We start from the raw sequence: 25,102 nt of genomic DNA on the forward strand, positions 1-25,102 counted from the left end.
ATGCCCATCTCCATGTCCGTGAAGACCCTGGACTACACCCCGGCCTACCCGCCCTACCCGAGCCTCTGGATGGCCGGCTACGGCGGCGCGCCGCGCGGCAACCAGGGCCTGGTCGACCGCAGGCTGCGCGCCCAGTGCATCGTCATCGACGACGGCGCCGGGCCCAAGGTCATGCTCCGCATCGACGTCGTCAGCATCCCGCGATACGTCCACCAGGCGATCAGGTCCGGCGTGACGCCGCTGGTGGACGACCACGACGGCAACTTCCTGATCATCTGCAGCCACACCCACTCCGGCCCGTTCATCGGCACCACACGGCCGAATCCCTACGTGATGATGAGCCTCACGCCCGCGGACGTCAGCGCGATCGAGGACACGACCGACGTCTTCATCGCGCAGATGATCGAGCTCGTGGAGCAGACCCTCGCGATGGCCCGCACGCAGGTCACGTTGTGGTACAAGGAAGGCAACGCGTCGATCGGCTACAACCGCACCGGGGAGCCCAACGTCCTCTCCACGATCAACGCGCTGATCGCCCGCCGCACGAGCGACAACGGCCTGCACACCGTCCTCTTCGGATACGCCTGCCACGCCGTGGCACGGGGCAACGACAGGTACTTCTGCAGCGACTTCCCCGGTGCCGCCACCGACGTGATCAGCAACGCTCTCGGCGTGCAGGCACTGTTCTTCCAGGGCGCCGCCGGTGACCAGGAACCCAACGACCCGCACAGCCCCGGCCAGGTCACGAACCTCGGCACGATCCTCGGCAACGCGGTCGTGGCGATGGTGAACTCGGGCGGCTGGACCGCCGTCACCGGCCCGATCAGCACGTACTACGAGGAGCTCAGCCTCCCGCTCACCGTGGACCTCGGCGACCCGGCCGCGGTGATCCGCGCTCGCAACAGCTACAGCGACCGGCTCGACAACCTCCCCCCGAGCGACTTCGCCTACCGCCACGCCGAGGTCATGCTCGAGGAGATCGCGGGCGTGGGCCTTCCCCGTGTGTTCCCGATGCCCATCCAGCGCTGGAAGATGGGTGGCCTCAACATCTTCGCGATGTCGCACGAGGTTCTCTCGGAATACGCGGTGAAGCTGCGGAACCAGACCCCGGGCAATCTGTGGGTGATGGCCTACGCCAACGAGACCGAGGGCTACGTGGCGGCCAACGGCATCCTGCAGGACGGCGGCGCGGTGCGCTGGGGTTACGAAGCCGGTTGGATCGACAACCCCGAGATCTCCGGCGAGGCCACGTGGACGACCTTCTACCCCTGGCCCGCACCGCTGAAGTTCAGCCCGAGCGGCCCCGCCGCACCAGGGACGACCGAGCGCGTCGTCCTCGACGCCAGCACAGCCATGCTGAACCTCTGAGGGGTGGATCGAAGACATGCCAGGACCCAGCACCACACTGTCGGCCCGCTACGGCCTGACTCCGGTCTACCCGTGCGGCACGACCGGCGACCTCTTCCTGTTCGAGCACATGACACCGACCACCGGCACCTTCGCCTGGGGCCAGAGCTACCAGGTCGGCGCCGGCTGGCAGGGCCGCGTACTCGCGGGCCCGAGCGGCTGGATGTTCAGCATCACCACCACCGGTGAGCTGAGACTGTTGCACTACAACGGAACCGGTTGGGACGACCTCAACGGAAGCCAGTACCTCGTCCTCGGCCAGGGCTGGTCGCACACCGCGGCGAACACCCGCTACCGGATCTCGGTGGACGAGGACGGCGTCATCTACACCCTCGACGCCGCGGGCAACCTCAAGGCGCACTACTTCAACTTCACCACCCAGCAGTGGGCGGTGCAGGGCGCCCTGCTCGCCACGGGCCTGACCCAGTACAACGCGATCGTCGCAACGAGCCGTGGCGTGGTCTACGCGCGCAACGCCGCCGGCGCGATGTACCGTTACTACATCAACTTCTGGTCCGCCGCGACCGCCACGTGGTTCACGCCGGCCTCCCCCGTCACGACGGGGTGGCAGAACCTGAAGAACTTCAGCTCGGCCGGCGGCGAGACGTTCTACGCCGTGAACCAGAACAACGGCAACCTGCTCTGGTACAGCTACAACCCGGTGACCAACGCGTGGAAGAACGCCAAGATCATCGGCAACGGGTGGAACAGCGAGCAGGACGTCGTCGTGCAGAGCAACGCGTGCAGCCGCTTCCCCTGGGACACCGCCTGCAACTCGTTCGGGATGCAGGACGGCGGGGCCGTGATCACGCGGCTCAACCAGGTGAAGAAGAACTGACCTGCCCGACTTGGGCCCGCCCTCGGCTTGTGCGCTGAGGGCGGGCCTTTTCGCGTCACTCTCCGACGAGGTACCGGTAGGACATCGGCGTCAGGTTGGGTTCCTCGACCTGCCAGGGGTGAATCACCCGAAGCACGCCGCCCGACGCCACCGGCGGAGCGACCGAGCGGTCGAGCGCGATGCGGCTGACGATCAGCAGCATGGTGTTCGGATGCTCACGCCGGTGAAGATCGACCTCGTTCCTGGTCAAGATGACCTCGGAGCTGGCCGTCCACGCCGTCGTCGTGCCCTTGACCTCGACGTACAACCGCTCGCCTGCTCGTCGGGCGTCAAGGTCGTAGGACTTGGTGGCCCCGACGTCCTTGACGCTGTATCCCTGCTCCACGAGGTACCGCGTCGCGACGGCGACAGCTCGACGTTCGATCGCGATGCGCTCCGACGCGTCGAGCCGAAGCCCCTGCCCTCGCCGCGCCTTTCCGGCCAGCCGCTCGGCCCCGACCTCGGCGTCGGCGATCTCGGGAGCCGTCTCGCCGGGAAGGTCGACAGCCTGTTCCACGAGCTCGTACAACTCGCTGAGGGCTGAGACGAGGAATACCAGGTCGTCGGCGAGCACATCGTCAGAAGGCAGCTCCTCCAACGAGTACTCGAACGCGACGACGTTTCCGTCCTCGTACGCCCGCCCCAGATTCGACCTGCGTGCCTTGAGCTCGATCGACTCGACGAGGTCCGCGCGTGCGTGCAACCGGGTCGCCAGCACGTCTCGCGCCCACTGCGCCCGCTGCCAAAGCTCCTGCCGGGGACGGGTGGGGAATCCGCTGTTCTCCCAACGTGTCGCGCCCTGCATCAGCGACAGGTAGACGCGATCGCCCTGCGCCCCGAACAGGTAGACGACGTACCACCCCCTGGTCGCGGATGGCGAGCGACCGACCGAATGCACCCGAGCCCACGGGATCTCGGACTTGGCTCCCGTGGCGTCCTTCGCCTCCACGTCCCAGTCGTCGATCTCGACCGGCGCCGCACGTTCGATCGCGGGCAACCGCTCGCGAAGCCAGCTCGCCACGTCGTGCCGGATCAACCGACCGCGCTTCTCCATCGCGGGCGTGTTCTTGGAAGTCCACTCGGACTGCAGCAGCAGGACATCGCGCAGAAGCTCACGCATGGGGAACGGGCCACCACCCTCACGACGACCGAGGCCGACCGTTGGACTATCAGTGACCACAAGATCGCATGTAACCCGTCCGGGTGTTACCTGAATGGGTTGGCAGCACTCGCACCGCGTAACTCGCCAACGACGTTCCACCGCAGTTGTGATCACCAGCACAGGCAGTGATGGCCGCTGACCCACGGCACCACTTGGGCACAGATGACCGCGGAAAACCTGACAGCGGCCGCGCGTCACCGGGAGTTACAAGATCATCCACTGACCGGGTCGTGCCTGGTCAGCGGATGGTCCGTACGAGGTGAACATTGGTGCCCCCGACACGGTACGCACTAGTCCCTCCTTTACGCGCACCCGCCGTGAACTGCAGGTATCTGCCACCGTTCCGATCACGCATCGGCGTCGACGCCGTAGCGGTGGCGTCCCCAGAAGCGCCAAGACTGGTCGCTCTGGCTTCAATGCGCGTGCACCGGACTGGTCGCGCTAGGCGCGGCGTGCGCGTCACGGTTGGGCATTCGCGCTCCGATACGCGCTGATGCGATAACCGCGGCGATCTGACCGAACCTCGGCTACGCCGGCAACGTGCGCTGGATGCCGGCAGCGATGACAGTCACTACAAATGAGTAAGGTCGCTGACCTGTCTGCTCAGTCCGCGATCAACTCTTGCGGATCAACCACGAGCACGCCACCGGTCACCGGGACAACCGGCGATCCGAACGCCAGCCCACCCACCGTGACCGTGTACGCACCGGGTGCAAGACCGTCGAACTCGGTCTCGATGTGGGTGGAGGTGACCCTCGGCGTCCGCACCCGTACGTCCGCACCGTGCTCGTCCTTGACGGTGATCTTGAGGCCGCGCCGCTCTTTCTCGTCCATGTCGATGCTGACCGGCAGCTTCTCCGGGTACATCATCAAGTCGGGCACGGTGACCCGCGGTTTCGTATCGGCGACGCCCATCACCTGGATCTTCTTCGCGGTGATGATGCCCTCGATCTCGTCCAGCACCGCGCGGTCGGCCTGAAGGCTGGTGTGTTGCTCCACAACCCGCTTCAACCGCGATGAGTCGAGGTCGACGTCCGGCCGCGCGCCACCCACCAACGGCACGGTCGCATCACCGAACAGCTCTTCGCCGTTGTAGGTGGGCAGCGGGATGATTCGCCCACCAACGAGCTGCGCCGTGGTCGCCGTGGGCTGCCTGACCCCGAGGATCGCGTGTGTGCTGTCGAGGCTCGCCTGCCTGGCCTTCTCGGCGGCATGTAGTTCCTGGTGGAACTTCATGGCGTCGGCGACCATCAGTGTCTTGAGGTCAGGCAGGTCGACCTCGGTCGTGCGCAGATAGTGCTCTGGGCCCTCGATGCACGCGTACTCCGGCATGAGCTGATGCAGCGACGGCATGCTCCTCGCGAAGTTCGTGAAGTCCTCACTCAGCCGGTCGATCTTGAGGTCCGTGCCGTTGACGAGCTGGCCGAGAGCCTTGGCCGCGCCGCGGTACGGCGTGCCGATAGTGATCAGTTTCGCGGTGACCTCGTGACCGCCGCACTTCTCGATATACCACCGCGCGATCAGCCCTCCCATGGAATGGCAGACGAACACGACCTTCGCGTTCGGATGCCGCTCGCGGTGTCGGCCGAGTGCGTTCTGCACCACCGACTTCAGCCGTCCCGCGTTGTATCGGTTGGACAGTCGCCAGTCGTACGGGAACAGGACCAGGTTGCCCGCCCGCTCGGTGAAGCCGATGTTCTCAAGGCGCTCGACGAGCTTGTCGTAGCCCTTCAACGGCGTCCAGACGCCGGGCAGCACGTGGAAGTCAGGCATGAGCGCGACCGGCTCGACCCCGTCATCCGCCGGACCGTCCCCGACACCGTCCGACACCCGAAGCCTGGTGATGCTCCTGCCAAACGTCTTGATCGCATTGAGCACGGCTCCGGAGGACGGTGCCCACACCAGGCCGTCCCTGCTGCGCAATGTGCTGCCGAGGATGCCAGGCAACACGACTACGAGGTCATTGCTCATGGTCAACCCACTCCCAACCAGTCCCGCATGCGTTCGATCTCGGGATGCACGTGGGCGATCTCGGGTATCAGCGAACGCCAGAGCGCACGCTCCTTCCCGTTCGTCGCGTCGACCACGCGCCAGGCGTCGTTCTCGCCACCGCTGAGGATGATGGCGACGACCAGGTAGCAGGCCATGATCGACTGCTCGTTCTCGGTCATGGCGGAGCTGAGGCCGCACACAGCCATCGAGCCGAGGGCTTCTCCGGTGATCTCAGGGCTGAGCGCCAGCTCGTGCATCACCCGCGGGAACTCCGCGGGCAGGAAAAGCGCCTGGAACGCGAGGTCGAGCAGTTCCTCGTCCTCCGACAGCACGATCAGGCTCATCGCGCGTTCGGCGAGAACGCGGGAGTCCGCCTGCGACCGACTTCCGATCAACGACTGCGCCTCGGGGCTCCGCAGCTGGTCACGATGTTCAGCCAGCAGTTGCCGCTGCACCTCGACCGGTGCGGCGATGAACGTGTCGACGAGGCCGGCCAACAGGACCGGCTCGTAGGCAGCCATGACCCCCACGACGTTCGCGCTCGCCCGCACCGCTTGCAGCCGTTCGGCTTCCTGTTCGTCGACCTGGAGCGCGGCCTCGGCCACCGCGATGTCCGCCTCCGCCTTGAGCAGGCGCGGATGGTCGGCCAGGTACTGCTTCTCCGTCACGTATGTCGGCGTGAACACCCATTCGACCGCTTCCCGCAACAGCGTCCGGTCGACGGTCAGCCAGGCGGGCGCAGGCTCGCGTGCATGCTCGCGCCACCGTCTTTCCCAGCTGTCACGACCGATGTCATGGTGCCTCCGAGCCACTTCGTGGAGTTGTGCGACGAGTGGGTGGCTAGTCGCGTTGTTCAACGCCGCGAGGAACCAGGGGATCGTGTGCAACGCGCCGGGCTCGGCCGCGGTGCAGCGCCTCAGCAACAGGGTCGCGGCGTGGTCGCCGTGGAACTCGCCCAGGGCCTGGTCCCATGCGGCCGCAACCAGATCAGGAGAGTCGTACCGCTCGAGGCTGATCAATGCGTCGCCGAGGCTCGGCACGAACACGACGTTCTCCGTCGCCAGATCCAGGTACTGCATGACCGCATCCTGAGCGGCCCGCAGCCCTCGCCGGTTCTCCGTGGGGTAGCAGCTGCTCAGGTGTAGCAGCGCCGCGGCGAGGCTCGGCCGGTGCACCGGGTTCTCGACCGCCAGAGCGGTGAGGATCCGGACTGCCTCTTGGGCGGGCCTTACCCCCTGTTTGTTGTTCGATACCTGGGCCTTGCTCAGGTTGATCAGTGTCGCGGCGTGCTGCGGCCGGTATGTCGAGTCGTCGTCCGCCAGCTGTTGCTGGATGTCCGCGGCCCGCCGCGCGTACCTGAGCGCGCTGTGCGCATCTCCGAGGTCCTGGTAGGTGGCGCTCAGCTCGGACAACACCTTCGCCAGGTCAGTGCGGTAGGCGGTGTTCGCCGATGCCAGCCGGCCGTAGACCACCGCAGCTGATCGGGCCACCCGCACCGCCTCCTCCAACTGCCCGATCTCGACACATCGCCTGCTGAGCGTGCTGAACGCCTTGGCGCGCAATGGGAGGTATCCCTGACTAGTGCGGAGGCCGCGGACCGTCGCCACCGCTTCCTCGGCACAGCCATGCCCGTCGAGCGGCTTGCCCGCGCTGCTGTAGTGATCACTGAGGTGCACCAGCGCGTCCCCGAGGTGCGACAGGTAGGTGTGGTGGCCGCCGGCAGCGCGCGCCTTCGACAAGGCGCCTGATGCGTAGAGGGGTTTCCGCAGCGGTTCGAGCTGAGCAAGGCCCACCTCAGGCCGTTCGTGAAGCGACGCGAGTGTCTTCGTCAGCGTGTCGGTCGCCGTGACCGCGACCGACCCGGTCTCGACCAGCTCGCGGTAGGCCAGCACCGCTCGAAGGCCGTAGTCGACGGCCTGTAGGGGCGCGCCGACATCCCGGTGCAACAGACCGAGTCTGTCCAGGGCATTCGCACGGTCGGCCGCATGCGCGTGGTCGCCCGATTTCGCCAGCACTTCGTACAGCTCTACTGCACTCAGCAACGGCTCGATGGCATCCGCGGGTCGATGTACGCGCGTGAACATCTCGGCGACGAGTGCGCTGGCCAGCGCAAGGTCCGGGATCAGCAGCGGTGAGCGGCCGGAGAGTGAACGCAACCCGTCGAGGCCTTCCTGACCGGCCGCCGCACAGTGCCGCCATACGTACTTCAGCAGATACCGGGGCTGGGTCGGCGGAAGCCCCGAATCGAGCAGAAGCGCGTACCGCTCGGTCAATGCGGCTGCCACTCGCACTGCCATCAGGTCGAACGGTTTCCGCTCGTCCGGTCGAAAAGGGGGCCTGAGGTGGTCGGCGAGGGTCTGGTGCGCGATGCGGTACACCGCGTACCCCACCTCACTGTCCTGGATGACGTACCGCCCTAACTGGTACAGCACCCTGGTGACATCGGCCCTGCCCAGTTCGCGGCCCACGAGAGCGGAGGCGACGGCAATCCACTCCTCTTCCGGGAAGCCCGCGCCGTAGCCCCAGGTGAGTGCGGTGAGCATCGGCTCGGCGAGACCGTCCGGATCGACCCACTGCAGGTCCGCTTCGAACGCGCTCTCGATGGACAGGTTGACGTTGTCCTGCCAGTTCGGCGTTCCGGTGTCGACCGGGTGTTCCCTGAGCTGGTCGGTGACGACGCGGGCGAGCAGGAACGGTTTGCTCTCCGTTGGCGACATCTTCTCGGCGATGTAGGCCGCGACGGCTTCGGGATTCATCGGCTCGCACCGTCCTCCAGCAACCGGGCGGCGATGTACTCGCGCAGAGCCTGCTTACCGCTCTCCTGGAACTCCGGCTCGTCGAGGTCCAGGGTGTGCAGCGGGGCCAGGGTGGTCACGAGCGGTTTGCCGCCATTAACGGGTTTGAGCTCCCTGGTCGAGACAATCACCGTGCAGCAGCCGGCGAGCGGGGTGAGCAGCGCGACCGCGATCGTGAACGCCTCGCCGCGCGCCTCGTCCAGACCGTCGACCATCAGGACAAGAGGCCGCGCAAGTTGTTGCACCACACCGATGAGCTCGGCAGCGCTGCGGCGTTCCCCCTGTGGCGGATCGATGTGTTCCCCGGCCACCAGCTGCGTGCTGAGCAGGTCGGCGATCCGGTCCGCGTTGAGGCCCCTGGCGTGCACGTTGGCGTGCACCGAGTTCTCACCCGGATCGCGGTGCTCCCGCGGTGGGCTGAACTCGACCAGCTTCCCGCGTTCCTTGGGGTCGGACATGCAGGCGACCCGGCCGAGGATCGCGGACTTCCCGGTCCCTGCCGACCCCGTCACGACGTACACACCAGGGGTGGCCGCGGTGACCCAGTCCACCACCCGGTTCACCTCCGTGGTGCGGCCGGTGAACCAGGCTCGGCGGTCGGTCTTGAGGAGCGTGCCGTACGCGGCGTTGAGCAGGTGTTCGACGACCTGGGAAGGGGCGTTGCGGTCGTGCCGAGGATTGATCACCAGCTCACCTGGGCGACCGACCTGGACGAACTGGGGCACCTGGTCCTCGTTGTTCCAGTCGGCGAGCAGCGCGTAGCCGAGCTCGTCACCGGGGATCATCCTGTTGCGCTCGTTCCAGGTCCGGTGCAGCTCGGGATTGTCCGCGTCAGGGCCGTTGCTCAGCAGGGAGTGGAGCCGCCCGCCGAACACCCCGGCCGTCGCCTCCCCGGCAGCCGAGCACGACACGAGCACTCCGGCCCACATCCGGTCGCCTCGCGGCTGCACTTCGTTGAAGACCGCGGACACGACGGCCGCGGCGTTGTGCACCGCCAGACCGGAGTGACACGCGTCGAGGATGAGCAACATCTGGTTGGCACCCGAGAAGGCGCATTTGCGGGCAACCTCGTTGGCGGACAAGCCATTGGAGCCATCACCGCGATGTTCCGTGGTCAGCAGCAACAGGTCGCCGGCGGCAGGCACGCCATGACCGGTCCACATGACGATCAGCACGCCGCCGTCGTCCTGCATGGCGCTGCGGATCTGCGACAGGTGATCGCGCACGGTCGCTTCGTCCGGGTCGGTCAGCGGTTCGCCATCGAAACCGGCGGTCTTCAGGTACTCGCAGATGGCCGTGATGCCGGGCACCGGATACTCGAGCACGTCCATCAGCGTGTACGCACCGACTCCCACGGCCACGAACCGGCTGGGCGGCTGGGCCACGACGCACCCCCTTGCCTTCGCACGGACGAACAACCTCGTTCGTCGCGTGCCGACAAGGTCGAACACATCACAAGGGTTGTTACGCTGCGTAAGATCATCTGGGGCAATTGGTATCCACAACTACCCAAATGGCCCAACCGTCACTACCTGGATGGCATAACGAATGCCTCGCCAGTCACCTGACGCAATCGCCCAGCCATCGAGAACGGCCAGCTGTTTCGCAACGTGGAAACCAACGGCAACAAGATCATGCCTGGCTGGGCCTTGCCAGGTCAGCGATGATCAATTGAGGTGAAACGGAGTGCCCCCAACACGGTGCGCCCTACTTCCTTCCCTGCACGCACCTGGCGTGAACTGCAGATATCCGCCACCGTTCCGATGACGCATCGCCGTCGGCGCTGTAACGGTGGCGCCCGATGAAGCGCCAGGACTGGTCGCTTTGGATCCAATGCTCGTGCACCGGACTGGTTGCAGTAGGCGCGGTGTACGCGTCGTTTCTCCACGGCCGGGCGTTCGCGCTCCAGTACGACGGCTCGGACATGGCCCAGACCCGTGAGCCAACCGCTGAAGACCAGATGCGGGCCTACTTCCAGACGCAGCGCGCCCATGGCCGGTGGCCAAGCGGTGCCGAACTCGATCACGTTGCCGGAACCAACAACTACGGCCAGAAACTGCTCCGCCGTTGGAAGGAAGAGGGCCGCGCCCAGAACAGCTGCACAGCACCGACGATTCAGAACCACTCGAACGTGTGAGCAAGTAATCGACGCATCGGTTGCACTTGTCGGGCGATCCCTTGCGGGATCGAACGACAGACCGCCGACGTCGTGTCATGGTCAAAGAGGTGTTCAACGGCCTGTACTCCGGGTGAAGGTGGTGCGCCATGTCGAAGGGCACGTCGTCTGGCTTGCTCGACACCCCGAAAGCGCAGTCCGTCTTCAAACACGCGATCCTCGACGGCTACGTCATCCCATTTGCCGTGATGACCGCATCCAAGGTGCCTGACCGACGCGCCGTACTACTGGACGGCTTCGCTGGCCGCGGCCGCTACGAGGACGGCCGACCCGCGTCGGCCGAGCATCTGCTTCGTGCTGCCGAATCAGCGAGAAGTTCAACAAAGGTTGAGGTGTTCCTCGTCGAGCGGTCCAAGAAGGACTTCACTCTCTTGGCATCCGTCGCCGACGAGTACCGACAGCGGGGTGTCACGGTCGAGGCAAACCACGGAGTCATCCAGGACTACATTCGGCAGGTGCTTGCGCGGGCGACCGGCGCACCGCTGTTCTTGTTCCTCGACCCGTGCGGAGCGAACCTCCCGTTCGACACGTTGACCAAGATCCTTGGTCATGACCGACGCACCGACTGGCCGCGGACCGAAGCCCTGCTCAACATCAGCGCAGAGCTGACTCGCCGAGCTGCCGGTGCGGTCGCCAAGGGACTCACAGATCACGACGCGGTACCTGTGATGAACGCGATGTGTGGCGGTGAGTGGTGGCAAGAAACGGCGCTGAAGGCGCACTCTGCCTCACCCACCCCTGACTGGGAGTCAGCCGCCGAGGCAGTCGTTGACGAGTACGCACGACGCATCGCTAAGGCATGTCGGATGAAGGCCGTTGTAGCCCCGGTACGCCGTAAGGCACACCACCAACCCGTGTACCACCTCGTCTTCCTCACGAGGATGAACTACGGGCTTTGGGTCTTCGCAGACGCCGCTGCGAGAGCCCGCCACAAGTGGCTCGACGCCCTAGGCCCCAGCGACGAAGAAGTCGAAGGCATGCTCTTCGACATGGTTGCAGACCAGATCGAGTCCGAGACCGAGACATCGCTGCTCAAGATCAAGGACAACCTCAGGGCCCTGGCGGCACAGGGCCACAGGCAGAAGCTGGTCGACCACACCACAGCGGTGTTCGATGGCTTCTACGGGACCGCGCTGGAGAAGACAGTGCGCAAGGCGATGCGCGAATTACAGGATGAGGGTGTCGCAGTGGATGCGAAGCCGAAGCAACTCCGAGACTGGCTAATCGGCTAGACCTCAAAGCGCAAGAGCACCGGGCATCTCCTCCCAGAGGCGTCCATCAAGTTCGCGCCCCAGCGCCTTCGGCGTCCTTCCACCCCACTGCTTAAAGAAGAACGGCACGCCAACGTCTTGGCAAGCATCACGGATGCCACGCGCCCAAGCCAGCTCCATCGGGCGATAACGAGGCCCAGACTCTCCTCCGGCGATGACCCAGTCGATTCGATCAAGGTTGATGTCGCCGAGCGGGCCGAGTAACGGTTCACAGGAGAGAAAGCGAACCTCTGCCGGCACTGCTCGCAGGTCTTCCACACGCGACAGAACGGCCGCGCTCTCGACTGACACTCCCATCCATAGGTTTGCAGGCCAGTCGAGCTTGTCCGCAACCTTCCTCAAGCGCACGGATCGCTTGGTGAGCACCTGGTAGGTGTGGCGCGGGGTCTCGGCGATCACCTGGAAGACATCGCGCACAAAGCCCAGCGGCACCTTCGCGTGGAAGAGATCGCTCATGGAGTTCACGAAGACAGTCCGCGGGTTGCGCCAGCGATAGGGCTCCTGGAGCGACTCAGAGTGGACCGCAACTCCGAAGCCAGGTCCAGAGGTTCGTGGGTCGCCATCGTTCTGATACTTGTCGGCGCCCATTGCTTTCAGCCGCTTGGCCAGCGTCAACGCGTAGCAGTTGTCGCAGCCCAGGGAAACCCGGTCGCAGCCGGTCGTCGGATTCCAAGTGACTTCGGTCCACTCAATCGCGGTCCGATGCTTAGTCATCGCGTGATGCCTTCTCCCGCTCGTCCATGTCGAGCCGCTCCTCGGTTGCTCGACCAAGACGAAGCCACTCGGTGATGCGCTCCACCGGCACGATCGCCAAAACTCCGGGGTTCCGCTCGTCCTCCAGGACGTACACCTGGTCGCCTGGCTGCAACCTCACACGGTCAGTGAGCGCCTTGGGCAGCGCGATCTGGCGGTTCACGCTGATCTTGATGGGCCCGTGCGGCTCTGACACCTTCCAATCATACAAGTTTTTGTAGTTCTTGTACTATACGGGCACGTCGTAACCAGGTGATGAGCAACTTCTGGATGTCAGCGGCCGCCGGCTTCCGATAGTTGATCGAGCCACTTGCCGAACGTCGTGGTGCGTGCAGGCGGTGGATCGCATCGTGATTGCAGGGAGCTCCACCGCGCGTAGTCATCGCCGCACTCCGCAGCCAGCATCTCTGCTACCAGTTCGGCATGTTCAGCGCTTTCGAGCACATCCGGGGCAGGCAGGCATTGCAGGATCTCTGGTGTGACGAAGCAGGAGCGAAGTAGACCTTCAATGGTCAGGTCCCGTTGGGCCGCACGCCCTTTCAGGTTCCTCAGGTGTGTGTGCAGCACAGCGACAGGATCATCATGTCCTCGCAGTTCGTCGTCACTCGGCACCTCGATGAGTCTCGGTCGCTTCGACTCCGCCACCTGCCTCAGTTCAGAGAGCGCCTCTTCGCACGCGGACTGAAGATCGCCCTCGGAGTGTAGGCACACTGTTTCAAGCGCGCGTTCGTCGAGAATGGGCACCAAGGTGATCAAGCTGGAACCGGGCACGTGAGGACTCATCACCAGCGCCACCACGGCCTTCGCACGATCGTCCAACCACTCCTCGATGTAGTTCCGGTTCTGCGTGCGGTAGCTCGGCGGTTCGGTGTTCCTAATTGCCTCGACCGCTTGTTCCAGAAGCTTGCTGTCATCGCTCAGCTCTGCGAGCGCCTCGATCGCTCTCCAATCAGCGCCGCCGTGTCGAGCTCCTGCGGTCCATCCGTCGTCCACGACTTCACGAACCAGAGCGTGCAACTCGTCCGCAGCAAGGTGGCGCAACTGTGGCCAACGGCGCACGTACAACGCTGCCTGGTGCAGCCTTGCCCTGGTCAAGTAGCTCTTTCCGCGCAACTGCACGCTGAGCACCTCTGGAAGACAAGCCAGCAGCACCTCGTCGCTGAGCTCATCGGGACCTCCAAGGAGTATTCGACGGATCTGCATCGAGCGTTCGTTGTCGCGAGCCAGGGTCACCCACAGTTCAGGATGGCGCTCCAGCAGACTCCAGGCAGTACTTGCACGTGCTGCTCGTTCTTGGTCCAGCCGTTCAAAGAACCTCTGCTTCTCCCACTCAGAGAGCGAAGACAGCTCGGGACGCGGATCCCGTTCGGTCAATACGGCATCAACAAGCGAAAGCCGCACCGCCACGGGCATTTCCTCACCCAGGGTGTGGGACCACCGGGAGGCGACCTGTTGCACATCGCTCCAGTCGACCTGCCCAGCCAGTTCGGCAGCCAACTCTGTCCAGCTCCGTGCCCCGCAGAACACGATCAGGTCGGGCCCAGCGCCGTGGCTCTCCACGGCGGCCCTCACAAGATCTTGATCTGGAGACCAGGCTCCCAGGAGGTCCACGACGACGTACCGCGGCGCCTCTCGCAACATGTGCTTCCGCTGCTCGTCACATAGATCACTGCGGCCGGCCAGCTCCAGCAACAGCTGAGGCCGAATCGCGGCCACGGCCATGATGATCCCGCGTAACTGTGCGGTCGAGAGCACCGGTGAACGAACAAGAGCGGTGAGAACTGCTGAGTCCACGGCTACCACGATGGCACATCGAAAGCCGTAACAGCCGCGTGTGCAGGACCGACATGAGTTGTCGAAAGAGTGGAACCAGATTGCGCCATTCGGGTGTCTGACGCGCAGCCTGCCGCTTGTGCCGGTCCCTGCTCATACTCTCGATCGCGTCACCATCACTACACGACGAAGGGCGGTGTCGTGGAGTTCGAGGAACTTGAAACGCTACGCAGGAATAGTTCGGCGTGGAAACTTCTCCGCGCTGACAACGCCTCGTTCGTCTTGAGCTTCCTCGGGAAGGTGTTCGTCGAGGACAACGTCAGGTCCATCTCCCGCAGCGAGCTCGTCAGCAAGCTCGACGACGAGCTCGAAGCGGTGAACGACCGCCTTGGCGAGGACCGGTTCCCCAAGTCTTCCAAGGCGTATCTCGACGATTGGGCGACGCCGGAGACGGCGTGGCTGCGCAAGTACTACCCGGCTGGCTCGGACGAGGTGCACTACGACGCAACGTCGGCAGTCGAGAAGGCGCTCGCTTGGGTCGACTCGCTGCGGGCCAGGACGTTCGTGGGCACGGAGTCACGACTGAACACGGTGTTCGAACTGCTGCGGCAGATGGTGTTCGGCGCCGAGACCGATCCCGAGATCAGGCTGAGCGAGCTGCGACGCCGACGTCACGAGGTCGACATCGAGATCACCCAGGTCGAGCGCGGCGATTTCTCAGTGCTCGACACCGCGGCGCAGATGGATCGGTACCAGCAGTTCGCGACAACAGCCCGGGCACTCCTCGCGGACTTCCGCGAGGTCGAGGCGAACTTCCGGACACTTGACCGCGATCTACGAGAACGCATTGCCTCGTGGGACGGCGCCAAGGGTGCGCTACTCGACGAAGTGCTCGGCAACCGCAACAGCATCGCCGACTCGGATCAAGGGAAGACCTTCCAGGCGTTCTACGACTTCCTTCTCTCATACGAAAAGCAGGAAGAACTGAGCGATCTGCTTCAACGCGTGCAGTTGCTCGAAGCTGTTGGCGATGTGGACCCGAGGATGCGCCACATCCACCACGACTGGATGGACGCCGCAGAGCGAACGCAGGCAACGGTGCGGCTGCTCTCCGAGCAGCTGCGGCGCTTCCTGGACGACCAGATCTGGCTGGAGAACCGCAGGGTGATGGACATCCTCCGGAGCATTGAGTCGACCGCGTTGAAGCTCCGAGATCACAGCGTCGTTGATCTCGTCAGCACTGTTGACGGGATCGCACCGACGATCGTCCTTCCCATGGAACGACCTCTGTACACACCTCCGGAGAAAGTTCCTCTGAACAGCGATGGCATCTCCACTGCAGACGAGGACGTCGACTCTTCGGCGCTGTTCGAACAGATCTACGTCGATCCGGAACATCTGAGCGAAGGAGTTCGTGAGGTGCTGCGCGGGCGTGGGCAGATCGGCCTGAGAGATCTCCTCGACCAGCGTCCCCTCAAGCAAGGACTTGCCGAACTAGTCACCTACCTTTCGTTGAACGATCCCTCATTTCTCGTGGTTTTCGACGAGAAGACGCATGAACAGGTGCACTGGCGTGACGTCGACGGATACGAGCGGGCGGCGACGCTCCCACGTGTGACCTTCACCCAAACGACTCACGAGGACGCGGACTGATGACCTCCCCTGCCAAGGACGAGCTCGACCTGCCGCTGGTCGTGACCCATCTGGTCAAAGGTGTTGTCTACCGCGAGACACACGAAAAGGTCTGGTACCAACTGCTTCCGCTACAGGCACAGGTGCGGGACTACGTGTCAGTGATCGGATTGATGGTCGTCGTAGACGAAGCGGAAGGTTACGCGTTCCTGCGCTCCAAACCCGATCTTGAAGAGGGGGACGACACTGCGGTACCCCGCCTCGTCCCGCGTCGCGCCCTGTCTTTCCCCGTAAGCCTGCTTCTTGCCTTGCTGCGCAAGAAGCTCGCCGAGTTCGACGCCAACAACAGCGATGCCAGGCTGATCATCAGCCGTGATCAGATCGTGGAGACCGTCCGCCTGTTCATGCCCGAGAGCAGCAACGAGGCCAGGCTCATCGATCAGATCGACGCTCAGATCAACAAGGTGATCGAGCTCGGATTCCTCCGCAGGATCAACGGACAGGACGCGACCTTCGAGGTCCGCCGCATCTTGAAAGCCTTCGTTGACGGGCAGTGGCTGTCAGAGTTCGATCAACGCCTGAACGAGTACGCACGTCAGCTGGGGCACATCGACAGCGAGGAGGCCGGCCGGTGAACGAGGAGAACACCGAACTGGCTGGCTCCCGACTGGAACGGCTGGAGGTCTACAACTGGGGTACCTTCGACCAGCGGGTGTGGGCACTCGACGTGTGCGGCGAGAACGCATTGCTCACCGGAGACATCGGCTCGGGAAAGTCCACGATCGTGGACGCGATCACCACGCTGCTCCTTCCGGCACATCGAATCTCATACAACAAAGCCGCAGGCGCAGAGGTCCGCGAGAGAAACCTGCGTTCGTACGTGCTCGGCTATCACAAGTCGGAGCGCAACGAGGCGACAGGAACGTCCAAACCTGTAGCGCTGCGCGATCGTCGTTCGTTCTCGGTGATCCTCGGCGTGTTCGCCAACTTGGGCTTCGACGCCGCAGTGACGCTTGCACAGGTCTTCTGGTTCGGCAACGCAAGCCAGGGACAACCTGACCGTTTCTTCGTCACCGCGGACAGGAAGCTGTCCATCGCCGATGACTTCACGGAGTTCGGCAACGACATGGCAGCGCTCAAGCGCAGGCTGCGCAAGGCAGGCGCACGAATCCACGACACCTTTCCCCCTTACAGCAAGGACTTCCGGCGCCAGCTCGACATCCCGTCCGATCAGGCGATGGAGCTCTTCCACCAGACCGTGTCGATGAAGTCGGTCGGCAATCTCAACGAGTTCGTGCGCAGCCACATGCTTGAACCGTTCGACTCTGCGGACTGGACGAAGCGGTTGGTCGAGCACTTCGAGGACCTGACACGCGCACATGAGGCTGTCCGCAAGGCCCGCGAGCAACTCAGCGACCTGAGTCCGCTGCTGGCTGAGTGCGAGATCTACGACCGCCACACAGCGGAGATCAAGTCGCTCAGGGATCAACGTGACGCGTTGCCGTTCTACTTCGCCAATCGCAAGTCGCGGTTGCTGAGCGCGCAGATCGCCGAGCTGGCCGGAAACATCGAGGTCAAGAAGGGCCAACTGGAGAAGACAAAACTTCAACTCGTTGACCTGCGTCAACAGGAGACCCAGCTCAACCTGACGCGAGCAGGTTTCGGCGGCGGCCGACTGTCCGAGATCGAGCGGCAGCTCGAAGTGGACTCCGCCGAGCGAGAAAGGCGCCAGCGCGGATCCCAGCGCTTCCACGAACTTCTGGCTGAGGCAGGTCTGCAATCAGTCAGCAGTCCGGAGCAGTTCTCCATGCGGCGACAGGACATCGAGCAATCGGGGAGCAGTCTGGACCATGCGCAGGCTGAGGTGCAAAACAAGCTCACCGACACGGGAGTACACCTTAGGAATCTTGATGCTGAGGGCCGAGAACTCAACGCGGAGCTGCTGAGCTTGCGCAACCGGCGCAGCAACATCCCCAGGCAGAGCCTCGACTTGCGCATGCGGCTCTGCGACGAGCTCCACGTCAACGAGGACGATCTGCCCTTTGCCGGCGAGCTCATTCAAGTCCGTGCCGACTGCGGCGAATGGGAAGGCGCCGCAGAGCGCCTGCTGCACGGCTTCGGTCTTTCGCTCCTCGTGTCGAACGAGCACTACAACGCTGCGTCGACCTGGATCAACGATCACCACCTCGGTACGAGGCTGGTGTACTACCGCGTCCCAGAGCGTCTGGGCCGTGACGCCGACGCGGACCTCTCCACCCGAGCACTCCTCACGAAGGTAGAGATCAAGGACTCGCCCTTCGTGACATGGCTGGAGCGGGAGCTGCGCCATCGCGCCGACTTCGAGTGCGTCGACACGATGGACGAGTTCCGCCGCGCCCCCAAAGCGATCACGCGCACGGGTCAAATCAAAGGTTCGCGCGGCTGGCATGAGAAGAACGATGCGCGCCGAATCGACGACCGACGCAATTATGTTCTCGGTTGGAGCAACGAACAGAAGATCGACGCACTGCTCGAACAAGCGAACAAGGTTCTCCAGCAGCAGAGACAAGCACAGACCGAGAAGGGACTTCTCACAGCCGAACTCGACCGGATCGGCAAGATCAAGAACTCGGTTGCCAGATTGAAAGACTTCGCTTCCTACTCCGACATCGACTGGCAGGCGGTAGTGCACCGCATCTCGACACTGACCGAGGAGAAGCAGATCCTTGAGCAGTCGTCCAATCAGTTGAAGCAGGTAGCAGCAGAGCTCGAGCGGGTGACCTCAGAGATCGAGAAACGACGAGCAACACAAGAGTCGCTCACAGGGGCGATCGGCAGGCTTGAGGTAGTACGGGAAAACGCCGAGGCCAACCTGACGGCATCCGAGAGGAAGCTGGCCGAGCCGGGGCACGCCGACGCAGAAGGCCACTTCGACCTCATCGAGGCTCATCTTGAGGTTCCAAACCTTCGAACAGCGGAACAGTGCGACCAGTGCCAGACCGACACTGGCAACAAACTGACGAACCTCGTCGAGAACCGCACAGGCCGGCAGACCGCCATCGGGAACAAGATCATCGCCAAGATGGGCGTGTTCCGGAAGAAGTACCCGCTGGAGACCGCAGAGATCGACGACTCACCACACTCCGCCGGCGAGTACCGGTCGTTTCGTGACCGTCTGGTGAACGACGACCTGCCTCGGTTCGAGACCGAGTTCAAGACCTACCTCAACACCAACACGATCCGCGACATCGCGGGATTCCACTCCCAGCTCAACAAACAAGTTGATCTGATCAAGCAGCGAGTCGAGACCATCAACGACTCCTTGATCGACATCAACTACAACCCAGGCCGCTACATCAGGCTCGACCTTCAGCCGACGATCAACGTCGAGATTCGAGACTTTCGCACCGAGCTGCGGGAGTGCACGACCGGGGCCATCGGAGGCGACGAGTCCGACCTCTACTCCGAGCAGAAGTTCCTGCAGGTCAAGAAGATCATCGAGCGATTCAAAGGGCGCGAGAACCAGACCGATCTCGACCGTGCCTGGACCAAGCGTGTGACGGACGTGCGCAACTGGTTCATGTTCTCCGCTTCCGAACGGTGGCGCGAAGACGACTCCGAACACGAGAACTACACAGACTCAGGCGGGAAGTCAGGTGGCCAGAAGGAGAAGCTGGCCTACACTATTCTCGCGGCATCGCTCGCTTACCAGTTCAAGCTCGACCACCGGCACGGCAAGTCGAAGACGTTCCGCTTCGTCGTCATCGACGAGGCGTTCGGCCGCGGTTCGGACGAGTCAACGCGGTTCGCACTGAATCTGTTCGGGCAGCTCGGACTGCAGCTGTTAATAGTGACGCCCCTGCAGAAGATCCACATTATCGAGAGGTACGTCTCAGCGGTCGGTTTCGTTGACAACACGAGCGGAAGCTACTCACGCCTGCAGAGCCTCACGATCGAGGAGTACCAGAAGCGGCAACTGGCACACACACTCCGCGGCGCATCGGCGCGAGGTGAAGCGTGACGCAACGGTCGTGGTCGACGCCGACTGACGTCCTCGCCAAGCTGCAGCGCCGCTGGGACAGGGGCGACCTCCTGACAATGTTCGCTTCAGGTCAGGAGTGGGTCCCACTTGCCATCCCGCTGCGAAGCCCCAGTGCGAATGACCTGGGCGCAAGGTTCGGGGAAGTCCAAGCCTGGTCAGCTGAGTGGCGGCAAGCTAATCAGTTCAGGCTGGAGACGAAGACGGTCGGCGGCCGAACGATCGGCGTGAATGAACTGCCCGACCGAGCTTGTGTCGACTCCTACGAGCAGCTCTGGTCCGTGCTGCGGCGGACATCAGAAGTAAGTCGCTTCGCTGGCCTGCTGCGCACGACGAAGGACCGAGCGCCTGCGCTGGCCGATTGGATGATCGCGCGTCCTCTCGACGTGCTTCGTTTGCAGTCGGCGTGGGAGAAGTTGATCACTACGGTTCTGTGGATCGACCACTACGCGAACCAGGACATGTACCTGCGCCAAGTAGACGTTCCGGGTGTCGACACCAAGTTCATCGAGGGTCACCGCAAGGTCCTCGCAGCATTGCTGGATCGACAACTTGAGGAGGACCGCATCGACAGGTCCCACGCGCCAGCCGAGTTCGCCGCCCGATATCGCTTTCGGAGAAAGCCTGGTTACGTTCGGTTTCGCTTGCTTGACCAACATGCCAGCGGGTTCAGCGAACTGACCGTTCGGATCGACGAACTCTCCACGAAACCACTGCAGGCCCGCACGGTGTTCGTCGTAGAGAATGAGGTCACATACCTGGCGTTTCCGCCAGTGGACGAGTCGGTCGTGATTCTTGGCGGCGGATACGCGTTGTCTCAGCTTGAACCACTCGGCTGGCTGTCTGAACGCGAGATGCTTTACTGGGGCGACATCGATACTCATGGGTTCGTGATCCTTGATCGCCTTCGCGCCAAGTTTGGGCACGTTCGTTCGATGTTGATGGATCGGTCAACACTCTTAGCACATGAGGAACATTGGGTTCAAGAACCGACCCCTGCGACTAAGCACCTTGAGCAGCTGAATCCAGACGAGGCAACGCTGTACCACGACCTCGTGGAGGATACTTTCGGCTCAGCAGTACGACTGGAGCAGGAGCGGGTGTCCTACTCGACGATCGAGCACGCAGTACGCCGTCCTTGATTGTACTGAAAATCGGACACATTCGCTGCCTTAATATCAAGGTGGAAATGGGCCGAGTCTGGCTCTTTCGAGATCACCCGAAAGAGCTTTACGAAGCAGTGCATCGCCCAGCTCAGGCTGCGCGAGGATCCGTTGAAGATCTATGATCATCGTCGTCTTCAGGTATTGCACAGTGTTGCGAAGCGATCACGGGCAGTGACTCGTGGTCGGCCAACTGAATGAATTTGCTCCGGACGCCGAACGATCACATCGACATGGTCGCCTGCCAACAAACTCTTGTTCAGTTACTTCTGTAGCTTTCCGGTCCGGTTCTAGACATACTAGTCTCTCGCCTACGGGCGGGCCGCGCCAGGCCAGACGACTCGTGTGAGGAATTGATGGATCCAGTCAAATCATCGACGTTGGACATGCTCAACTTTGAACAAGCCGCGACTGCAGAAGCGGAGGCTTGGCGGAATCTTCTACCCCCAGAACCATGGCTGGATACCGTCGGAAAGCAACCAAAGATCTTTGGGGAGTACGCTCGATTCCGACTGGAAACGGGGGTCACGAGCGCGCCATCTGTAGTGGCACGCGCTCGCAAACCTCATCAGCAGACACGTCCTGTGCCCATACTTGGAATACCGGAAAGGATTGCTTATCGAGCTTTATGCCACGAGATTCTCGATGGCACATCTCCCTCCGACCGATCACAGGAGGCTTATCAAGCATTCATCGCCGGGCCACTTAGGGCCGCATTCGATGGAAAACAAACCATGCAACTCGACAACGCGCGAATTCAGTATGTCGTAGAATCGGACATCGCGGCATTTTACGAGTATGTTGATCACTCTCGCTTATTGAGCGAGGTACAGTTGCGCACGTTCAAGGTCGAGCTCCCCAGTCTCCTCATAAGCCTACTGACGGAGGTGCAAGGACGTCCGTTTGGATTGCCGCAGCTGCTCGACCCTTCCGATGAACTATCGGAGATTTATGCTCGCATCATCGAGCGCGAACTGCGTCGGCGCGGGATTGAGTTATGGCGTTATAACGACGACTTCCGAATCGCCGCTGCTACCTACGAGGAAGCTCAAGCACACGTAGAAGCCCTAGCGCACGAAGCCAGCGCCATTGGGCTTATCTTAAATGAGAAAAAGACTCGCATCACTAAGTTCACCACATATTTCTGGAAGAACTGGATGGAACCCCCAAGCGAGGGTGATATTGAGTTCAAGCCAGAGTTGGTTAAGATCTCGAACGATTACGGCGATTTGGACGTTGACGAACTGGCAACAATTGCTCGAGATACATTCACGAAGCTCGACGTAGAGTCCGGCAAGCCTGGCCACTTCGATCTATCCAGCCTTACACCAGACGAAAATCGTGATCTCAGCCGCGCAATTGGGATTCTTACGAAGCAATCTGATTCATTCGGCATCGCTCACGTTGCGAGGTTGTTCGAGTACGCCCCGTACTTAAGTCATCGACTAGGAATGTACCTCATAGCACTACACTCGGCCGGAGTGGACATAGGTCCGACGTGGGATAAATTGATTACACGAGCCGCCTTTTTCAACGCCTGGCAACGAATTTGGCTCGTGCATGTAGCGCGCGTGTGCAATCTTCTAAGCGCGCCGGCACGTCACGAGTGGGTTCAACTTCAAAAAGCCGACGTCGATCCCCTCCTGAAGGCCGAAGCAACTCTTACTCTCGCTCCTTACAAGTTGGCGACTTTTGATGAGATCGATCGCGCAATCAGGACCGAGCCTGAGAGTGTGATCGCTTGGTACGCCCTAGCGGCGAAAGCTATTCCCAACGTCAGTCAACAGAGAATTACCGCCCTCAAGGAGGGTAACAAGCTGGTCGAACTGATGTTGTATCGTACACCGAAGAAGCAGGCACAATGACTAATATTGAGCCCAGATGGTCAATCACAGACGATGCGCTTTCCCTTATCCTTCACGCCCAGAGTGGCCTCAACGAAGCAGAATCAGCAGCCACTCAGGAAACAGTCGTTATGCGAGTCGGGAAACTCGGAGGCGAAATGGCGAGCGCACTCGTGCGCCGCGAGACCGCAGTTCTTCGCCTCATCTCGACCGTTGAAGCGTACACAAATACTGCTTCCGAGTTCTTCTTTACCTCACATGGACTTCCTGTGCCGAAACCGCCGTTCACGTGGCCAACACGAATTCGGCACTACGCGAATGAACACTCCATCGACCTTACGGCATTCGCCAGCTGGAATCAGGTAAAGGCCGGTATCGACCTGCGTAATTGCCTTGCCCACGGCCTAGGCAACCTCACTGATCTACTGATGGCGGATCAAGCACTTGGAAGTCAGATGAAGCATATTGACGTCAATATCGGCGGAAATAGAATGCATACGACTATGGCGACCATCCCAAAACTTGCTACGGGGTGCCGCCACTTTGTTCTTTACTTAGAAGAGAAGCTTGTCGCCCAACTTTAGCGGACGACTGGAACGTTCGCGCGACCTATCAGCAGTACATAGGTTAAACGAGGTGCCACGCGTTGGTGCGCAGAACTGTGTTGCCTTCGCCGACGCGATAGGCAGCATGAAGGGTTGCAGAGGCGCGCCATGAGCAATAGTCGATCGCCCAACAAGGACCTGCGGCTGTCGCGAAAGTGCAGCGTCGGGCGGAGACGTCACAGAGCTCCCTTGCACCGCAACTAGCGGTGCGTTAACTCAAAACTCGAAGCCATCGGACTTGGCGTACGCAAGGAAACTGGTCCATATGCTCGCAGAGACGACAACAGATCCACCTTCAGGATCCTTGCTGTCCCTCATCATGGTCTCGGCCTCGCTAACGGCGAGCTCAACGCAGTTGTTGTCGGGTGCGGTGTAGCTGGACTTGCGCCACGTCTTCTCAGGGTTCGTCATCTCGCTGGAGTCTCTCCTTGAAGAGTTCAGCCTGATCACGGATGACCTTGAGCGACTCTTCGGGCGTGAAGGCCAGCTCGTCCGCGATCTCGTTGAACGACTTGCGGAACTTGTCTACGTCAACGTCATTCTCCACCCATCGACCGCCTCCCCTGGTCTCCAGGTAGACGACGTCCGGGAAGTCCTCGTCGTCGAAGCTCAGGATGGTCACGCCGTCGATGGCGTAGGCGCCGGCCTCCTCGCCGATCACCTGGATCGTCACGTTCGGGAGAGCCGCGGACGCCTGCAGATGAAGCAGCTGCGCGTACATGGCGGCAGGACCGCCGACTGCGCGGCGGAGAGCTGCGATGTCGATCAGGAAGTGCGCTTGCAGCGGAGCGTCTCCATGTAGCCGCATCTGGCGGCTTTGCCGGGCGGCGACGGTGCGATTGGCGGGGACCTTCGGGTTGACGAAGAGGTGCGCCGCCTCGCGGAGAGCCAGCGTGTACTCCGGGACCTGCAGCATGCCTGGGATCCAGACCGCTTCCACCTGCTTCAGCTTTGAGGCGTCAGCTTCGGCGCGGGCGTACGAGCGGGCGGCCTGGTTGTACGCGGCTGGGTGTTGGACGCGCGTGCTGTCCTGCTTCGCGTCTTCCCAGTACTCGGTTGCCTTGCGCCGGCGGTCTTCGTCCGCCTCTACGAGGTCCAGGTACAGGCCGAGGTCGGCCCAGCCGAGGAGGTTCGTGCCGTTGAGGCACTTCGAGAGGTGAGCCTCGGTCTTGCGGAGTTCGCTCGCCAGGTAGCTGAGGTCCTTGCCCGCGTCCTTGCGCAGCTGATCGAGCAGGCGGCCCAGCTTGGACTTCCTGTATGTCTTGTCGCTCGGCACCCGGTTGCCTCCTCGCGCTGCGGAACTCGTGATCACCCTAGTCACGCCCTGGTCAGGGCAGGTTCACACGTTCTGGTTATCGCATTAGGGGTTAATTAACCCCTAATGTAGTAGCTGTCGACGGGATCCTTGGCCCCTTGCGGGAGCTGGTCCGGACGGGCGTGTCCGGGCTGGTAGCGCGCCACGCCCAGGGATTCCGTCGGCCCCAGATCGGTCCGACGAAGGGTTCTGGCGATGGAGCGTGTTGAGGATGTCGTTCCCGTCGTTGTGAACCTGACGCGGGCGCAGACCGCGGTGCTTTCGCGCGCTGCCGTGGTGGTCACTTCTGCCTTGGATTGCAGGGAGGCCAATGCTGCGG

At 62.5% G+C, this 25,102-nt stretch carries 19 protein-coding genes; 10 read left to right on the forward strand and 9 right to left on the reverse strand.

Features of this window, described 5'->3' with window-relative positions; all coding sequences use genetic code 11:
• A complete protein-coding gene (locus ACIRG5_RS30020; RefSeq protein WP_402910619.1) occupies positions 1–1,368 on the forward strand; it encodes a hypothetical protein in 1,368 nt (455 codons plus the stop codon).
• A 16-nt stretch (positions 1,369–1,384) separates the two neighbouring features.
• On the forward strand, positions 1,385–2,245 hold the full coding sequence (locus ACIRG5_RS30025) for a tachylectin-related carbohydrate-binding protein (RefSeq protein ID WP_402910622.1): 861 nt from the start codon (positions 1,385–1,387) through the stop codon (positions 2,243–2,245).
• Between the two features lie 55 nt (positions 2,246–2,300).
• Here the strand turns inward: ACIRG5_RS30025 and ACIRG5_RS30030 are convergent, their stop codons facing one another.
• The 4 genes from ACIRG5_RS30030 to ACIRG5_RS30045 all read right to left on the reverse strand — a co-directional run bounded on the left by ACIRG5_RS30030 (position 2,301) and on the right by ACIRG5_RS30045 (position 9,618).
• A complete protein-coding gene (locus tag ACIRG5_RS30030; protein WP_402910625.1) occupies positions 2,301–3,404 on the reverse strand; it encodes an MrcB family domain-containing protein in 1,104 nt (367 codons plus the stop codon).
• Between the two features lie 645 nt (positions 3,405–4,049).
• Positions 4,050–5,417 (reverse strand): esterase/lipase family protein, encoded by a 1,368-nt coding sequence (locus ACIRG5_RS30035; RefSeq protein WP_402910626.1) that lies wholly within the window; start codon positions 5,415–5,417, stop codon positions 4,050–4,052.
• A gap of 2 nt (positions 5,418–5,419) precedes the next feature.
• Positions 5,420–8,194, reverse strand: coding sequence for a hypothetical protein (locus ACIRG5_RS30040; protein WP_402910629.1), 2,775 nt, complete (start codon positions 8,192–8,194; stop codon positions 5,420–5,422).
• Positions 8,191–9,618 carry an AAA family ATPase gene (locus ACIRG5_RS30045; protein ID WP_402910632.1) on the reverse strand — a complete coding sequence of 476 codons (1,428 nt, stop codon included), beginning with the start codon at positions 9,616–9,618 and terminating at the stop codon, positions 8,191–8,193. Before ACIRG5_RS30045 ends, ACIRG5_RS30040 begins: the two co-directional genes overlap by 4 nt.
• Positions 9,619–10,034: 416 nt before the next feature.
• Here ACIRG5_RS30045 and ACIRG5_RS30050 point away from each other — a divergent pair, with 416 nt between their 5' ends.
• Both ACIRG5_RS30050 and tcmP read left to right on the forward strand, forming a co-directional pair.
• Positions 10,035–10,370 (forward strand): hypothetical protein, encoded by a 336-nt coding sequence (locus tag ACIRG5_RS30050; protein ID WP_402910634.1) that lies wholly within the window; start codon positions 10,035–10,037, stop codon positions 10,368–10,370.
• 128 nt (positions 10,371–10,498) lie between these two features.
• Positions 10,499–11,641: a three-Cys-motif partner protein TcmP gene (tcmP, locus tag ACIRG5_RS30055; RefSeq protein WP_402910637.1), complete on the forward strand. Its 1,143-nt coding sequence runs from the start codon at positions 10,499–10,501 to the stop codon at positions 11,639–11,641.
• Between the two features lie 3 nt (positions 11,642–11,644).
• Here the strand turns inward: tcmP and ACIRG5_RS30060 are convergent, their stop codons facing one another.
• From ACIRG5_RS30060 to ACIRG5_RS30070, 3 genes are all read right to left on the reverse strand, one after another.
• Entirely contained in the window at positions 11,645–12,394 is a 750-nt protein-coding gene (locus ACIRG5_RS30060) for a DUF5131 family protein (RefSeq protein WP_402910639.1), read from the reverse strand.
• Entirely contained in the window at positions 12,387–12,596 is a 210-nt protein-coding gene (locus ACIRG5_RS30065; protein ID WP_402910641.1) for a hypothetical protein, read from the reverse strand. The genes ACIRG5_RS30060 and ACIRG5_RS30065 overlap by 8 nt, the downstream gene beginning before the upstream one ends.
• 110 nt (positions 12,597–12,706) lie before the next feature.
• Positions 12,707–14,227: a hypothetical protein gene (locus tag ACIRG5_RS30070; RefSeq protein WP_402910644.1), complete on the reverse strand. Its 1,521-nt coding sequence runs from the start codon at positions 14,225–14,227 to the stop codon at positions 12,707–12,709.
• 180 nt (positions 14,228–14,407) lie between these two features.
• Between ACIRG5_RS30070 and ACIRG5_RS30075 the strand changes: the two genes are divergently transcribed.
• From ACIRG5_RS30075 to ACIRG5_RS30100, 6 genes are all read left to right on the forward strand, one after another.
• Positions 14,408–15,859, forward strand: coding sequence for a DUF3375 domain-containing protein (locus ACIRG5_RS30075; RefSeq protein ID WP_402910647.1), 1,452 nt, complete (start codon positions 14,408–14,410; stop codon positions 15,857–15,859).
• Positions 15,859–16,473 (forward strand): DUF4194 domain-containing protein, encoded by a 615-nt coding sequence (locus tag ACIRG5_RS30080; protein ID WP_402910649.1) that lies wholly within the window; start codon positions 15,859–15,861, stop codon positions 16,471–16,473. Before ACIRG5_RS30075 ends, ACIRG5_RS30080 begins: the two co-directional genes overlap by 1 nt.
• Positions 16,470–19,838 (forward strand): ATP-binding protein, encoded by a 3,369-nt coding sequence (locus tag ACIRG5_RS30085; protein WP_402910652.1) that lies wholly within the window; start codon positions 16,470–16,472, stop codon positions 19,836–19,838. Before ACIRG5_RS30080 ends, ACIRG5_RS30085 begins: the two co-directional genes overlap by 4 nt.
• Entirely contained in the window at positions 19,835–20,998 is a 1,164-nt protein-coding gene (locus tag ACIRG5_RS30090; RefSeq protein ID WP_402910654.1) for a DUF3322 domain-containing protein, read from the forward strand. The genes ACIRG5_RS30085 and ACIRG5_RS30090 overlap by 4 nt, the downstream gene beginning before the upstream one ends.
• A gap of 407 nt (positions 20,999–21,405) precedes the next feature.
• The gene (locus ACIRG5_RS30095; protein WP_402910875.1) at positions 21,406–22,884 is read left to right on the forward strand and encodes a reverse transcriptase domain-containing protein; all 1,479 of its coding nucleotides are present in this window, start codon (positions 21,406–21,408) and stop codon (positions 22,882–22,884) included.
• Positions 22,885–23,021: 137 nt separating this feature from the next.
• Entirely contained in the window at positions 23,022–23,447 is a 426-nt protein-coding gene (locus tag ACIRG5_RS30100) for a hypothetical protein (RefSeq protein WP_402910656.1), read from the forward strand.
• A 237-nt stretch (positions 23,448–23,684) separates the two neighbouring features.
• Here the strand turns inward: ACIRG5_RS30100 and ACIRG5_RS30105 are convergent, their stop codons facing one another.
• Together ACIRG5_RS30105 and ACIRG5_RS30110 are read right to left on the reverse strand one after the other, a co-directional pair.
• Entirely contained in the window at positions 23,685–23,879 is a 195-nt protein-coding gene (locus ACIRG5_RS30105) for a DUF397 domain-containing protein (protein WP_402910659.1), read from the reverse strand.
• A complete protein-coding gene (locus tag ACIRG5_RS30110) occupies positions 23,866–24,744 on the reverse strand; it encodes a DUF5753 domain-containing protein (protein ID WP_402910662.1) in 879 nt (292 codons plus the stop codon). Before ACIRG5_RS30110 ends, ACIRG5_RS30105 begins: the two co-directional genes overlap by 14 nt.
• Positions 24,745–25,102: the final 358 nt, after the last annotated feature.

It is taken from the genome of Lentzea sp. NPDC102401, assembly GCF_044765805.1.
Lineage (GTDB): Bacteria > Actinomycetota > Actinomycetes > Mycobacteriales > Pseudonocardiaceae > Lentzea > Lentzea sokolovensis.

What these genes read in the sequence shown, in the direction of transcription:
- ACIRG5_RS30030 (WP_402910625.1), bottom strand. Translation starts at nt 3,404, where the DNA reads ATGCGTGAGCTTCTGCGCGATGTCCTGCTGCTGCAGTCCGAGTGGACT.
- tcmP (WP_402910637.1), top strand. Translation starts at nt 10,499, where the DNA reads ATGTCGAAGGGCACGTCGTCTGGCTTGCTCGACACCCCGAAAGCGCAG.
- ACIRG5_RS30100 (WP_402910656.1), top strand. Translation starts at nt 23,022, where the DNA reads ATGGCGAGCGCACTCGTGCGCCGCGAGACCGCAGTTCTTCGCCTCATC.
- ACIRG5_RS30050 (WP_402910634.1), top strand. Translation starts at nt 10,035, where the DNA reads ATGAAGCGCCAGGACTGGTCGCTTTGGATCCAATGCTCGTGCACCGGA.
- ACIRG5_RS30060 (WP_402910639.1), bottom strand. Translation starts at nt 12,394, where the DNA reads ATGACTAAGCATCGGACCGCGATTGAGTGGACCGAAGTCACTTGGAAT.
- ACIRG5_RS30025 (WP_402910622.1), top strand. Translation starts at nt 1,385, where the DNA reads ATGCCAGGACCCAGCACCACACTGTCGGCCCGCTACGGCCTGACTCCG.
- ACIRG5_RS30020 (WP_402910619.1), top strand. Translation starts at nt 1, where the DNA reads ATGCCCATCTCCATGTCCGTGAAGACCCTGGACTACACCCCGGCCTAC.
- ACIRG5_RS30095 (WP_402910875.1), top strand. Translation starts at nt 21,406, where the DNA reads ATGCTCAACTTTGAACAAGCCGCGACTGCAGAAGCGGAGGCTTGGCGG.
- ACIRG5_RS30105 (WP_402910659.1), bottom strand. Translation starts at nt 23,879, where the DNA reads ATGACGAACCCTGAGAAGACGTGGCGCAAGTCCAGCTACACCGCACCC.
- ACIRG5_RS30035 (WP_402910626.1), bottom strand. Translation starts at nt 5,417, where the DNA reads ATGAGCAATGACCTCGTAGTCGTGTTGCCTGGCATCCTCGGCAGCACA.
- ACIRG5_RS30040 (WP_402910629.1), bottom strand. Translation starts at nt 8,194, where the DNA reads ATGAATCCCGAAGCCGTCGCGGCCTACATCGCCGAGAAGATGTCGCCA.
- ACIRG5_RS30080 (WP_402910649.1), top strand. Translation starts at nt 15,859, where the DNA reads ATGACCTCCCCTGCCAAGGACGAGCTCGACCTGCCGCTGGTCGTGACC.